Genomic DNA, 13,663 nt, shown 5'->3' on the forward strand with positions numbered 1-13,663 from the left:
GTGGGAGAGTATGTCGCCGCCTTCTTCTTGAAAACCCCTTCAGTAATCCTGAAGGGGTTTTTTATTGGGGTAACTTGAGAATAAAATATAGACATACTAAATTGTAAATCAAATAATTAGGGTATTTTTCCCCATGGTGCTGTATTCTTTTTTGAGGTAAATTGACAACTTATCAATCAAAAAAATATGCATCATGAATTACTTTACAAAAACCACCGTTTACTGTCTCTTCGCTTTATTCCTTTTAATAGGATGTAGCGATGATGATAATCAAGACTTTTCGAATGAAATCTTTATGAGTGCAAAGATAGATGGAATAGACTATCGCATGGATTCTAAATCATCTATACTTACAGCAACCCGTATCATCGGACCGGCCGGTATTTTAAAATTAAAAGTGGAAGCGGTTACAGCTGATGGTCAGCGCCTGAGTTTTATCATACCAAAGTATTCAGGGCAAAATTTGTATATGATAGGGGATAATCCTATGCTTCCAAACATTATTGAATACGAAACTGCTGAACCTTATGGACACTGGTTTTGTAACCATCCCGGTCCAAACCAAGTGGAAAAAAACTATGTGGAAATTATTAGTGATGATGGAAAGATAGTCCAGGGCCTTTTCAATTTTGCCGGTCAGAACTTTGAGGATAATAGTATCCGGAGGATTACAGATGGAAGGTTTAGATTAATTACTGATTAATATTTAATCGAACATTGACTTTACCACAGTAAGTATGCCTTTGAACATTAGAAAAACAGCGGCACCTGAGGCGAGAATACCAAGAATCAGCACTGCAATATAGAGTGGTTTATCCTGATTATTGAATGCACTGAAAAGAATCGACGGACCAATCATTGCCAGAGGTAGCGCTCCGGCCAGATATTTGATCCCTTTTGAAAGTACTTTTTTGTTTGTATGCTTCATTATTATTCCACTGTATAGGTTGTAAAATCCATTTCAGATAACCTGAAATAACCAAAAGGATAATTATCACGATCAGACTGGTTGATAATATTTCCTTTTACGGTAGCAGGCATGGTTTCAAAGGGGCCTCCCTCATTTGTTCCAATTTGTGATCGCAAGATAAAAAGATATTCATAATAACTTTTAGAAATTCCCTGTAACTCAATTTCAATGAGATCACCAGGCTCAATGTCTTCAGTAGAATAATATCCAAAGATCTGGTTGCCATTCGTGAACTCATCTTCATAGAATTCAAGGCTTAGGTTTCCATTGCGAAATTTGAATAAATAATAGTTCTCTTCATCTGCAGGATCAGTATAATAAGCTTTGACCTCAATATCTTCGCCTGAAAAACCTCCTGTCTCTGCCTGTTCTACATAATCAATGTCTGTAACAGGAATAAGGCTTTCTGAAGCGGTATAGATCTCATTATTATGTACTACCTGGAGATTATATCCCATATTCAATTCAGGTTTAAATTGATTATTGGCATAAATACCGTTTTCAACATGAATAAAAGTGAACATTTCTCCATCATCAGAGGTTATCGTAACCTGGGCATCTTCAATACCTTCTGTCTCTTCTTCGTAGAAGGCCGTTGTTTCTGATATACGGATATTTTGATTTGCTCCTGTAGTCCCTTTTTCCCAGATAATGGATGCCTCAATTACCAGCCTTGGGTTACTCTTCTCCAGATCTACTTCAACTATGTCCTCACAAGATGTAAGAAGAATTATGGCAATTAAACTGGTATACTTCAAAAGTTCTTTCATCTAAAATTTGAAATTATAGGTGACCGACGGGATGATTCCAAATAGTGATAATCGTACCGCCTCATTTTTATTGGTATCGGCATTTTCCCTAAAACTAATAGAATAGGCGTTTTTCCTGTTATAGACATTGTAGATCCCGAAATTCCAATATGACCTGAAATCCCTGCTTTTATTCCTTTTTGGTTCGAAGGTAGCCGAAATGTCCAGACGGTGATATGACGGCAGGCGGTCTCCATTTCTTTCTCCATAAACCGGTATGGTTACACCTTCATATTCATACTGAGCGGTAGGATAGGTTGTTGCCAGTCCGGTTTGAAATATAAAATTGGTATTTATCTGCCATTTATCATTGATATCATAACTTCCTGTTAGACTTAGATCATGGGTTTTATCATAATTGGAATTATACCAGTCTCCGTTATTAATACCGGTTTCAAATTCTGTCCTGCCCGGGGTACGTTGTTCAGATCTTGAAAGGGTATATCCCAGCCATCCAGTAAGCCTGCCCGTATTTTTTCTGAATAATATTTCCAGGCCAAAAGCCCGGGACTCTCCGTTGAGTACCACTCGCTCTATGGCATTATTGGCGATAAGGTTAGCGCCATTTATGTAATCTATCCTGTTGTCAATTTGCTTATAGAAAGTCTCCAATTCAAGTGAATAAGTATTCTCCTTAAAATTTTGGAAATAACCTAAAGCATACTGATCCAGCACTTGCGGCTCAATAAATGGGCCGCTGGGAGTCCATACATCCAGAGGAGTGGGTGAACTGGTGTTAGATATAAGATGCAAATATTGTGTCATACGATTATAACTCGCTTTGACTGATTGCCTTTCATTCAGCGTATAGGCCAGAGCGACCCTTGGTTCAAGATTGGTGAAGGATTTAAGTATGTCGCTCCTGGAATAACTTCGGGTATCCATTATTTCCGCTTCCCTGTAGATTCCGGTATCCTCATTATATTCCACAGGTATATCATTTTCATAGATGTTCAGCTCCTTCTGGCCAAGCCGGAAGAAATTACTCAATCTTAGGCCATATTCCGCGGAGAACCTTTCACTCAAATCATGTTCGGCAGAAATATAAAAAGCATTTTCAAAGGCATATTTATTTATCAGTTTGAAATAATTAATACCAGACTCTTCATTTATAGGTTCAATTTCTCCAGGATTGAATTCATAATATGTATTCTGAATCCCATATTTCAGTTGAAGGGCATCATTGATATAATGATTAAAATCATATTTTAAATTCAGGTTTTTAATTCCGCTATCCCAGTTGAAGCCCACAAAATTTAAGGTTAATCCATAATAATAGTCACTGTATATGGCTGAAAGGTTAGTAAAAATATTATCAGAAAAAATATGGTTCCACCTGAGGTTTAAAACGGCATTTCCATAGGTGTTATCAAAGTTCTGACTGATTCTGAAAACATCACGGCCAAAATATCCGGATAAGAGAAGCTTATTGCTGCTGTTGATTTTATAACTAAGTTTCGTATTCAGATCATAGAAATATGCAGAGTTGGTATTATCTGTAAGTTTTAAGAAAAGGTGTGCGTAAGAACTTCTGCCTCCAATAAGAAAAGAGCCTTTGTCTTTTACTATTGGACCTTCGGCAAGTAACCTGCTTGAGATCGCTCCAATACCACCCTGCATTTTGAATTCTTTACTATTACCATCCCGCTGATATATATCCAGCACCGAGGAAACCCTTCCTCCATATTCCGCCGGGATTCCTCCTTTATATAATTTCAGGTCCTTGATTGCATCCGGATTAAAAACTGAGAACAGTCCGAATAAATGGGAGGAATTAAAAATGGTAGCTTCATCCAGCAAAATGAGATTCTGATCTACGGCACCGCCCCGAACATTGAATCCTGATGATCCTTCGCCGGCATTCGAGACCCCGGGAAGTAGGAGGAGCGATTTCACTACATCAACCTCTCCAAAAACCACGGGCATTCTTTGAATAGTGTTTATAGATAGCCTGTTCAGGCTCATTTCAGGTTTTCTAATATTCAGACCTTTGTTTTGGCTTGTTATAACCACTTCCTCCAGATCTTCCGATGAACGACTCAGCTGAAAATCCATTTTCTTATCAGCATCAAGATTTATTGTCGTTTGTATATTTTGGTATCCCAGGTATGAGATCTGTAAGTTATACTCGCCTTTGGGGAGCTTTATCGAGTAGTAACCATAATCATTGGAAATAACACCTGTATTTGCTTCAGGAATTATAAGATTCACCCCGATAAGCATTTCGTTGCTGGACGCATCGGTGATCAATCCGTTAAGCGTGAAAAGTTCCTGTGCAATAAGACCGGCAGGAAGACATAACAGAAATAGGAGGAAAGCAAAAAAGCGGAATTTCAATTTTTTATTCAAAAATAGAATTAAGTCCTGTAATATAAAAGTTTATGTTTCAGTAAGCCTAATACTTTTCTTTTCCTTCCGGTTGAAACGAAAAAGAAGCATGAAGCTTATAAGGAGGCATGAAAGCAGGATCAGTGCCAGTGGTACTGAGCTATTTGAATGAAAAAGACTTATCAGAAACGAAGTAAATGCGCCCAGGATCATCTTCAGGCTTCCTATCAGAGCAGAGGCTCTTCCGGCTTTTTTCTCAAATGGTTCCAGCGATAAAGCCGTGGTGTTCGGGTTCTGGAATCCAAGTAGGAAAAGCATCAGAAAAATAAGAACGGCTGTGGGAATGAATCCCATTTCCACTATAGAATTGATCAGGAAAAGAAATGACAGGATAACAAGTACTACACTGTTGAAAAGCGTAATCTGCAAAGCACTGAATTTTCTTAAAAAAAATCGGTTTATCTGGCTTCCCAATATCAATCCCCCCGCATTTAAACCAAACAACAGTCCGAATTCCTTCTGACTAAGATCGAAATTTCCCATAAACAGTTTCGGAGCACCCGAGATATAGGCAAACATGGCTCCTATAGCAAAACTACCGGCGAAAGCAAAACTCCAGAACTTGGAATGGGTAAGAATTCCAAAATATTTAATGGCTACCTGTTTTGGTTTTAGGTCTACCTCTTTATCTGGCACTATGCTTTCCGGCAGGAATCTGGTAACACTGATTATCATGAGAAGGCTAAAGCCTGCAAGAAAGAGGAATATCATTTCCCAGCCAAAGGCATCGATAATAAAACTTCCCACGGTAGGAGCGATGATGGGTGCACCTCCCATGATGAGCATTAGAACTGAAATTGCCCCGGCTACTTCATTAACCGGAAATATATCCCTTACCATGGCTTTGGCGGCCACCATACCAGCGGCTGCTCCAATAGCCAGAAAGAACCGGGAAACTATGAGCCATTCCAGATTAGGGGAATACATGCAACTGATTGCAGACAAAAAATAAATTCCTAAACCTATAAGTAAAGGCCTTTTCCTTCCAAATTTGTCCATTATTGGGCCGTAAGCAAGCTGTCCTATGGAAATACCAATAAAATAACTTGTCAGGGTAAGCCCGATCTGGCTTATGGAAGTGTTGAATTCTACAGCTATGCTTGCAAAACCGGGCAGATAAGCATCTATGGAAAATGGTCCCAGAGCAATAAGAGTTCCCAGAACCAGCAAAATGATATTTTCCTGTTTTTTATTTCTTTCTCCGGAAATCCGATTCATTTTGCAAATTTCACCAAACAGAATATCCTGTTCTAATTTCCCTGAGTGTTTAACGAAAGATTAAACTATTTCGATTTAGTGCTGATAAAATAAAAAGCCCCGCAATAAGCAGGGCTTTTCCATTAATATGTCTGTTAAGTTTAAGCAGATGTATTTAAAATACCATTGAACTTCTCACTTGGTCGCATAGCTTTTTTTGTAAGCTCTTCATCAGGGAAATAATATCCACCAATGTCTACAGGTGAGCCTTGCGCGTCCAGCAGGTCCTGAAGTATTTTCTCCTGATTGTCTTCCATCATTTTAGCAATCCTTTCAAAGTAGATATTCAGGTCTGTATTACGCTTTTGCGTAGATAGAGCTTCTGCCCAGTAAAGTGCCAGGTAGAAGTGGCTGCCACGGTTATCAAGTTCATTCACTTTTCTTGATGGAGACCTTCCTTCATTAAGGAACCTTTCAGTTGCTTCATCAAGAGATTCTGAAAGAGTAAGAGCCTTTTCATTGTCATATTTATTTCCCAGATGCTCCAGAGAAACAGCCAGGGCAAGGAATTCACCTAGCGAATCCCATCTTAAATGTCCTTCCTTCAGGAATTGCTGAACATGTTTTGGAGCCGATCCGCCTGCACCGGTTTCAAAAAGACCGCCACCATTCATCAATGGTACTATGGAAAGCATTTTTGCACTGGTCCCTAATTCCAGGATTGGAAAAAGATCAGTCAGGTAATCTCTCAATACGTTACCTGTCACAGAAATGGTGTCTTTACCAGCTTTAACACGTTCTAAGGTGTATTTTGTTGCTTCAGTAGGAGCCATGATTTTGATCTCTAATCCTTTGGTATCATGGTCAGGAAGGTATTTGTTCACCTTCTTAATCAACTCAGCATCGTGGGCTCTGTTCTCATCAAGCCAGAATACTGCCGGCATACCGGTAGCCTGAGCACGTGTAATCGCAAGTTTGATCCAGTCCTGGATAGGTGCGTCTTTTACCTGGCACATTCTCCAGATGTCTCCCTGTTCAACTTTGTGTTCTAAAACCGTGTCTCCGTTAGAATTGATAACCTTTACAACTCCATTTCCTGGAATTTCGAAGGTCTTATCATGAGATCCATATTCTTCAGCTTTCTGTGCCATAAGCCCCACGTTTGGAACAGTTCCCATTGTGGTCGGGTCAAAGGCTCCATGTTCTTTACAGAAATCGATAGTCGCCTGGTAAAGTCCCGCATAACTACTGTCAGGGATCACCGCCTTTGTATCCTGGGTTTTGCCTTCAGCATTCCACATTTGTCCGGAAGTTCTGATCATCGCTGGCATAGAGGCATCGATAATAATGTCACTCGGTACATGAAGATTAGTAATACCCTGATCTGAATTAACCATAGCGATATCCGGTCCATCTTTAAGGTCCTTTGAAATGGCCGACTGGATCTCATTTCTTTTTTCCGCTGGAAGACTTTCTATTGCATTTAGAACATCTCCAAGTCCGCTGTTGGCATCTGCACCAGCTTTTTCAAGCTCCTCTCCATATTTTTCAAATACATCTTCAAAGAATACTCTTACAGCGTGTCCAAAAATGATAGGGTCTGAAACCTTCATCATTGTCGCTTTCATATGAAGAGAGAAAAGAACATCTTTTTCTTTGGCATCCTTTACCTGTTCACGAAGGAATGATAGTAAAGCCTTTTTGCTCATAACACTGGCATCAACGACCTCTCCATTCAATACTTTCAAATTATCTTTGAGAATTTGCTTTTCACCATTATCTGAAGTGTACTCAATTTTAAGAATATCGTCCTTCTGCAGTGTAATAGATTTTTCATTGGACCTGAAATCCCCGCTGCTCATGGTTGCTACATGGGTTTTAGAATCGGAACTCCATTCTCCCATTGGATGAGGGTTCTTCTTGGCGAAATTCTTTACCGCTTTAGGTGCACGTCTGTCTGAATTTCCTTCTCTAAGAACAGGGTTCACCGCACTTCCCTTTATTTTATCGTAGCGGGATTTGATCTCATTTTCTTTATCGTTTGCAGGCTCATCCGGATAAGTAGGAAGAGCATAACCCTTTTCCTGTAGCTCTGCAATTGCATTTTTAAGCTGAGGAATAGAGGCGCTAATATTAGGTAATTTAATGATGTTGGCTTCAGGTTTTTTTGCCAGATCCCCCAGTTCCGCAAGGTCGTCTGAAACCTTTTGATCGTCATTAAGATAATCCGGAAACTGAGAAAGTATCCTGCCAGCCAACGAAATATCACGTGTTTCGAGACTAACGCCAGCAGCTTTGGTAAAAGCTTCAATTATTGGAAGGAATGAAAATGTGGCAAGCATTGGAGCCTCATCGGTCTTGGTATAGATAATTTTTTCTTTTTGTGACATTATTTATGTTTTTGGTTGCAATATATTTAAAGAAAGCCCCGGAATCACCAGGGCGCGTTATCACCCGCGCAATATACAGTTTTTGGGTCTTTTATCCTAGGTTTGAAGAGAGTCTAAGCTGTTAAGAAATCATAAATTAATAAATAAAAAAGCCATTTCATTTTAATAGCTAAAATGAAATGGCTTCTACTGAAACAGCATGTTATCACTCTGATGGTAGAAAGTAATGAAAACTTTCCGGTGTATGCTGCTTCGTATGATTCAGTTTTAAAGGTATTAAAAAAGAATCAAAGTGGGTTTTTATCTTTCAAACTGATTTTGACGTTGCAAAATATAAGGTGTTATATAGAAGATAAAAACCGTATGTAAAGAACTTGCTCTACAGGAAAAACAGGTCTATCAAGAAATCCTTTTGTCATTCTTTAACTTACCGAATTCCACTGATAAATATAATAAAAACTGTACGGTCCTGTCAGGAATTTAACGTTTAAGTTTTTAAGGAATTTTCAACCGGGGGCTATATTAGTCCATAAAAAAAGCTCCGCGAATCTCGCAGAGCTTTGTTTTATAACAGTTGTGAAAATTATCTTTTCGCTTCCTGAATACGTGCTTTCTTACCAGTAAGCCCTCTAAAGTAGAATATTCTTTTTCTTCTAACTTTACCGCGCTTGTTCACTTCGATCTTTTGAATAGCTGGCAGGTTAATTGGGAAAATTCTTTCTACCCCAACAGTACCACTCATTTTTCTGATGGTAAAAGTTTGAGAAGCACCAGTTCCTCTTTTCTGGATAACTGTACCTCTAAAGAACTGAGTTCTGGTTTTCTGACCTTCCTTGATCTCGTAATAAACTGTGATAGTGTCACCAGCTGAAAACTGAGGTAGGTCCTTTTTGTTTACGAATTCGTCCTGAACGTATTTTACTAACGATTCCATGTTTGAAAGTTTAATGTAAAATCCAAAACAACATTCACGGTTATCGCCAGAGGTTATTTTAGAATGAGTGCAAAATTAATGAATTTATATTACTGTACAAGCCTGTTTTTGAAAAAATTATTCATCTTCTAAAAGGTCAGGTCTCAGTTTTTTGGTTCTCTCATAAGCTTGTTCCTCACGCCATGTTTCGATTTTTGGAAAATTCCCCGATGTAAGTACTTCTGGAACTTTCCAGCCTTTATATTCAGCAGGCCTGGTATAAACCGGCGGCGCCAGCAGATTGTCCTGAAATGAATCGGTTAATGCCGAGGTTTCATTGCCTAATACCCCGGGAAGTAACCTTATAATAGCATCACTAAGAACTGCCGCTCCAAGTTCTCCTCCAGAAAGCACATAATCTCCTATGGAGATCTCTTTTGTGATGAACTGGTCCCGGACCCTTTGATCAACACCTTTATAGTGACCGCACAGAATAATGATGTTTTCGTGAAGGGATAGCCTGTTTGCCATTTTCTGATTAAGCCTTTCCCCATCAGGTGTCATATAAATAATCTCCTGATAGTCTCTCTCAGATTTCAATTTTGAAATGCATTTATCTATAGGTTCGATCATCATCACCATTCCGGCACCACCTCCAAACTGATAATCATCTACCTGCTTATAATTATCTGTAGTGTAATCTCTAAGATTGTGCAAATGCACTTCAACCAGCCCCTTTTTAATGGCCCTTTGGAGAATAGAAGCTTCAAACGGACTTTTAAGGATATCAGGCACAACAGTAATTATATCGATACGCATCTGGATAAGTTAAGGGTTCACAACTTGATTTCAGGTAAAGGAATTAGGAGTTTCCGCCCGACTTGTTGCGTTCATCCTGAAGCATTCTCCCAAGACGCTGTTCTTTTTCGAGGGCTTTGGTACGGTAAGCATCGAATTCTTTTTCTGTTTCCTTGAGTTTTTGCTTTGCATCACGAGTGGCAGCATGTGAGCTCTTGTACCGGAAAAAAAGTATAAGAAGTATTACAACCAGTACTGCTACTATTCCCCACATCATCGCTTTATAACCTCCTTTGCTGAAAGGCATTCCAAGGAACATCAGTGCATCTTTTTCTTCGCTTACTCTTTTCAGGTCTTCCTGGGTGGATTGCAACTGGGTTTTCAGTTGTTCGATCTCGTCATTTTGTTGATCTACTGTATTTTGTTGAACTATGATTTCCTCCTTTAGTTCAGTGACGTAACTCCTGGTAGTATTTCTAAGCTCTATAAGCTTGTCGTAATCTACCACCTTATATCCCTGGTAATTATTGGATTCTTCAATAAGTTTGGTGAATTCGTCCTGTACCGGGGTATCGGTCTTAAGACTGTCTGTCTGGGCATTCATCTGAAATACACTAACAAGAATAAAAACAGCAAAAATGTAATTTTTCTTACTCATTTTCTGGGCTTTGAATTTGTTTGGTTTCATAAACAACAACGAGCGAATGTATAAGTTAGTATTTCAGATTTTCGGGATGAAATTCGCCTTTTGTAGGTTTTTTAATTTGTTTTAAATCAGTTTTTTAATGTCTTAAAAGTGGCGCAAAAATAAAAAAACCTGTTGATATCTACAGGTTTTTCTATGCTTTCTTGGTTGAATTCATAACAAATTTATCTAATAAAGATGGTTAGTCACCTTTTTTATCCTGCTCTCTTTTGGCATCCTCAAATTCTATATTATGATCTTGTTTGCCCATAAAAGCATGGATATTATAGCTTTTTTCTTACCCGGCATAATTTTAATTCTGGGCAGATTAAAATTAGAAATTACATCTTTAAATAATTATAAAAAACCCCAATGTGATTAGCATTGGGGTTTTGGTTTAATGGAATTATTATTAACTAGTAATACGTATACCTTCTAACTTTTGCTATATACTTTGCCAGTCTTATTACCTGGTGGCTGTAACCATATTCATTATCGTACCATATATAAAGTATCACATTTTTTCCGTCTGCAGATACTATTGTTGCATTACTATCATAGATAGCCGGAGCAGAGGAACCTATAATGTCTGAGGAAACCAGTTCATTATCAACTGAATACTGAATTTGTTCAACCAAGTCTCCTTCAAGCGCATATTTTTTCAGTATAGAATTCACATTATCCAGGTTGGTTTCTTTTTCAACTTCCAGGTTCAGTATAGCCAGTGACCCGTTGGGAACCGGAACCCGAATGGCATTAGAAGTCAGTTTTCCTTCAAAGACAGGAAGCGCTTTTGAAACTGCTTTTCCGGCACCTGTTTCGGTGATGACCATGTTAAGTCCTGCAGCACGACCTCTTCTGTATTTGTTGTGCATGTTATCAACCAGATTCTGGTCGTTGGTATATGCATGTATAGTTTCCAGATGTCCATGAACGACTCCCAGAGAATCCTCAATTGCTTTTAGAACAGGGGTAATGGCATTGGTGGTGCAGGAAGCAGCTGAAAAAATATCAATCTCTTCAGGGCTGTATTCCTTTTGGTTCACACCGTGTACTATATTAGGAACTCCTTTCCCGGGGGCGGTAAGTAAAACTTTGGCCGCACCTTTTGAAGCAAGATGCCTGCTAAGTGCTTCTTTATCTCTAAAGGCTCCTGTATTATCTATTATAAGAGCGTCATTAATCCCATATTTAGTGTAATCTATATCTTCTGGCTGATTAGCAGAGATTATATGAACGGTAGTGCCGTTGATAATAAGGGCTGAATTCTCTTCATCGATATTTACAGTGCCGCTGAAAGGACCGTGAACCGAATCGCTTTTAAGAAGGGAGGCTCTCTTTTCAAGAACGCTGCGATCTACTTTTCCTCTTGTAACCACTGCACGGAGTCTTAGTTGATTTCCTTTGCCGGTTCTGGTCATCAATTCCCGGGCAACCAGCCTGCCAATCCTGCCAAAACCATAAAGTACCACATCTTTCGGGGTTACGGCTTCTGTTTTCTTGGCATTGCTTAGTTTATTCGAAACAAAAGCCATCGCATTGCTGTAGTTCTGGTCTTCCAGGTGATATTCGTAAGTTAACTTACCAATATCAAGTTTTGCAGGAGGAAGCTTGAGATCCTGGATCGCTTTGGCGATCTCTACAGAATCAAAGATAGAAATGGGCTTCCCTACAAACTCACCGGCATATTCATGCAGATCAAGTATATCGCTAACATTCCTGTTGATCAACTGATTCCTGAAAAGCACCAGTTCGATTGATTTGTCATACCAAAGGTCACTTACGATATTAATGAATTCTACAGTGGCTTTGCGGCGGTCTGCCTGGAAAGAAAGTTCTTTTTCGTAAACTTTATTAAAGTCCATGTTTAAGATGTGTTGTTATAAATTTCCGGCAAAAGTATATATTTCAAACGTTTTCGTAAAAACTTTTATGCATAAAAAAACCCTTCAGATTTTGAAGGGTTTTTATTCTTTTTAAAAGAATATTTATCTCCAGGCCATTCTTTGTTTTTCCCCATTATGATCATAATAGGTGATCACGATTGGATCTGAAGTCCGTCTTTCCTGGATAACTTCTCTTACATCTCTTATGGAGTTCACCTTTTGGTTATTTATTTCTGAAATGATTCCACCTACAAGATCTGCTGAAGGCAGATTTTCGGCCAGGGTACGGTTTATCTTAACTCCATTAGGAGCATTGAGGGCTTTTAACTCTTCTTCAGTTACATTAGCCACTTCAAGACCTATGGCAGCGATGCTGTAAGTTTCCAGTTTGGTAAGTTCCACATTCAATTCTTTTTCTTCACCGTCGCGAACGATCTTCACAAGAACTTTATCACCGGGTCTTTTCGAATTGATATATCCGGTAAGATCGGAGAATTTTGTGATCCTAATATTGTCTATTTTTTTGATGATATCTTTTTCCCTGATGCCTGCCTTAGCAGCACCACTACCCGGTGTTACATCACTTACGAAAACTCCCTGTGATTCGCTAAGCTCAAGCTCCTGGATTGCAGCCGGAGTAATACTTCCTCCTCTAATGCCGAGTATGCCCTGCTGGACATCACCATACTCCATAATATCCTCAACAATTTTTCTTGCATTGTTGGATGGAACGGCAAATGCGTAACCAATATAGCTTCCGCTAGGGGAGCTGATTGCGGTATTGATCCCAATAAGTTCGCCATTAATATTTACCAGTGCACCACCACTGTTTCCAGGGTTTATAGCGGCATCTGTCTGAATAAAAGACTGTGGCGAATTATCACGTGCGTTCAGGTCCCGGGCCTTGGCACTAATGATTCCTGCTGTGACAGTAGATTTCAAATTAAATGGATTACCTACTGCAAGTACCCATTCTCCCAGCTTTACATTATCAGAATTACCGAAAGGAATGTATTCCAGATCTTCGGCATCCACTTTTATGAGAGCGATATCAGAAATCGGATCACTTCCAATAACCTCTGCTTTATAGGTTTCATTGTTGTTTAAGGTCACCTCAATTTCACTCGCACCTTCAATCACATGATTATTGGTGACTATATAGCCGTCAGGAGTAATAATCACCCCAGAGCCGGCACCCTGTAAGGCACGACCTCCGCTATTTCCATACTGGTAGTATTCCCAGATGTTTCTGGGACCTTTAAAAACAGCCACATTTTTCACGTGAACTACAGCATGTACGGTCTTTTCGGCTGCCTCTGTAAAATCGGCGTTGGTACCATAAATACGATTAGAATTATTTACGGGTATGAAAGACTCCTGAGTTACATTATTTTCAGGAAGAAAATTGGTGGTTTCATCTTCTAAGAATAGCTTATAACTTCCTAATGTTATTATACCTCCCAAGACTGAAACCAGAATTAGACTTGCTATTTTTTTCATTTTCGGATGTTATTTAATTAATAAACCTTTTCTGTTAACTCATTATTATACGAAGCGTATAATTTAACGACCATTTAACAGCCCTTAATTCCTCTTCAAAATTGTATATTTGTGCCACTTTTGAAAA

The 13,663-nt window shown here is 39.0% G+C and carries 11 protein-coding genes; 1 reads left to right on the plus strand and 10 read right to left on the minus strand.

The genetic code is table 11. From position 1 onward, the window contains the following. Window positions 1-193 precede the first annotated feature (193 nt). Window positions 194-703: a hypothetical protein gene (locus tag LU635_RS01200; RefSeq protein WP_240095359.1), complete on the plus strand. Its 510-nt coding sequence runs from the start codon at window positions 194-196 to the stop codon at window positions 701-703. Window positions 704-706: 3 nt separating this feature from the next. On the opposite strand, the gene LU635_RS01205 is transcribed toward LU635_RS01200, so the two are convergent. The 10 genes from LU635_RS01205 to LU635_RS01250 form a co-directional block, all read right to left on the minus strand. Continuing rightward, window positions 707-928 carry a DUF6095 family protein gene (locus LU635_RS01205; protein WP_240095360.1) on the minus strand — a complete coding sequence of 74 codons (222 nt, stop codon included), beginning with the start codon at window positions 926-928 and terminating at the stop codon, window positions 707-709. A 2-nt stretch (window positions 929-930) separates the two neighbouring features. Beyond that, window positions 931-1,740: a DUF4249 domain-containing protein gene (locus tag LU635_RS01210; protein ID WP_240095361.1), complete on the minus strand. Its 810-nt coding sequence runs from the start codon at window positions 1,738-1,740 to the stop codon at window positions 931-933. Next, window positions 1,741-4,116 (minus strand): TonB-dependent receptor, encoded by a 2,376-nt coding sequence (locus tag LU635_RS01215; RefSeq protein WP_240095362.1) that lies wholly within the window; start codon window positions 4,114-4,116, stop codon window positions 1,741-1,743. 42 nt (window positions 4,117-4,158) lie between these two features. Then, window positions 4,159-5,385, minus strand: a complete 1,227-nt coding sequence (locus tag LU635_RS01220; protein ID WP_240095363.1) for a multidrug effflux MFS transporter — start codon at window positions 5,383-5,385, stop codon at window positions 4,159-4,161. A 140-nt stretch (window positions 5,386-5,525) separates the two neighbouring features. Continuing rightward, window positions 5,526-7,754 (minus strand): NADP-dependent isocitrate dehydrogenase, encoded by a 2,229-nt coding sequence (locus LU635_RS01225; protein ID WP_240095364.1) that lies wholly within the window; start codon window positions 7,752-7,754, stop codon window positions 5,526-5,528. Between the two features lie 583 nt (window positions 7,755-8,337). Then, on the minus strand, window positions 8,338-8,688 hold the full coding sequence (rplS, locus tag LU635_RS01230) for a 50S ribosomal protein L19 (protein ID WP_240095365.1): 351 nt from the start codon (window positions 8,686-8,688) through the stop codon (window positions 8,338-8,340). Between the two features lie 117 nt (window positions 8,689-8,805). Beyond that, a complete protein-coding gene (gene trmD, locus LU635_RS01235) occupies window positions 8,806-9,486 on the minus strand; it encodes a tRNA (guanosine(37)-N1)-methyltransferase TrmD (protein ID WP_240095366.1) in 681 nt (226 codons plus the stop codon). Window positions 9,487-9,529: 43 nt separating this feature from the next. Next, a complete protein-coding gene (locus LU635_RS01240) occupies window positions 9,530-10,123 on the minus strand; it encodes a hypothetical protein (protein ID WP_240095367.1) in 594 nt (197 codons plus the stop codon). Window positions 10,124-10,566: 443 nt separating this feature from the next. Beyond that, window positions 10,567-12,015, minus strand: coding sequence for a glyceraldehyde-3-phosphate dehydrogenase (locus LU635_RS01245; RefSeq protein ID WP_240095368.1), 1,449 nt, complete (start codon window positions 12,013-12,015; stop codon window positions 10,567-10,569). A 123-nt stretch (window positions 12,016-12,138) separates the two neighbouring features. Further along, window positions 12,139-13,536 carry a S1C family serine protease gene (locus LU635_RS01250; protein ID WP_240095369.1) on the minus strand — a complete coding sequence of 466 codons (1,398 nt, stop codon included), beginning with the start codon at window positions 13,534-13,536 and terminating at the stop codon, window positions 12,139-12,141. Between the last annotated feature and the right edge of the window lie 127 nt (window positions 13,537-13,663).

Source organism: Christiangramia crocea, assembly GCF_022410465.1.
Taxonomy (GTDB): domain Bacteria; phylum Bacteroidota; class Bacteroidia; order Flavobacteriales; family Flavobacteriaceae; genus Christiangramia; species Christiangramia crocea.

Bases quoted from the DNA above. Each gene is read 5' to 3' on its own strand.
- trmD (WP_240095366.1), bottom strand. From the start codon at position 9,486: ATGCGTATCGATATAATTACTGTTGTGCCTGATATCCTTAAAAGTCCG.
- LU635_RS01240 (WP_240095367.1), bottom strand. From the start codon at position 10,123: ATGAGTAAGAAAAATTACATTTTTGCTGTTTTTATTCTTGTTAGTGTA.
- LU635_RS01210 (WP_240095361.1), bottom strand. From the start codon at position 1,740: ATGAAAGAACTTTTGAAGTATACCAGTTTAATTGCCATAATTCTTCTT.
- LU635_RS01245 (WP_240095368.1), bottom strand. From the start codon at position 12,015: ATGGACTTTAATAAAGTTTACGAAAAAGAACTTTCTTTCCAGGCAGAC.
- rplS (WP_240095365.1), bottom strand. From the start codon at position 8,688: ATGGAATCGTTAGTAAAATACGTTCAGGACGAATTCGTAAACAAAAAG.
- LU635_RS01225 (WP_240095364.1), bottom strand. From the start codon at position 7,754: ATGTCACAAAAAGAAAAAATTATCTATACCAAGACCGATGAGGCTCCA.
- LU635_RS01205 (WP_240095360.1), bottom strand. From the start codon at position 928: ATGAAGCATACAAACAAAAAAGTACTTTCAAAAGGGATCAAATATCTG.
- LU635_RS01220 (WP_240095363.1), bottom strand. From the start codon at position 5,385: ATGAATCGGATTTCCGGAGAAAGAAATAAAAAACAGGAAAATATCATT.
- LU635_RS01200 (WP_240095359.1), top strand. From the start codon at position 194: ATGAATTACTTTACAAAAACCACCGTTTACTGTCTCTTCGCTTTATTC.
- LU635_RS01250 (WP_240095369.1), bottom strand. From the start codon at position 13,536: ATGAAAAAAATAGCAAGTCTAATTCTGGTTTCAGTCTTGGGAGGTATA.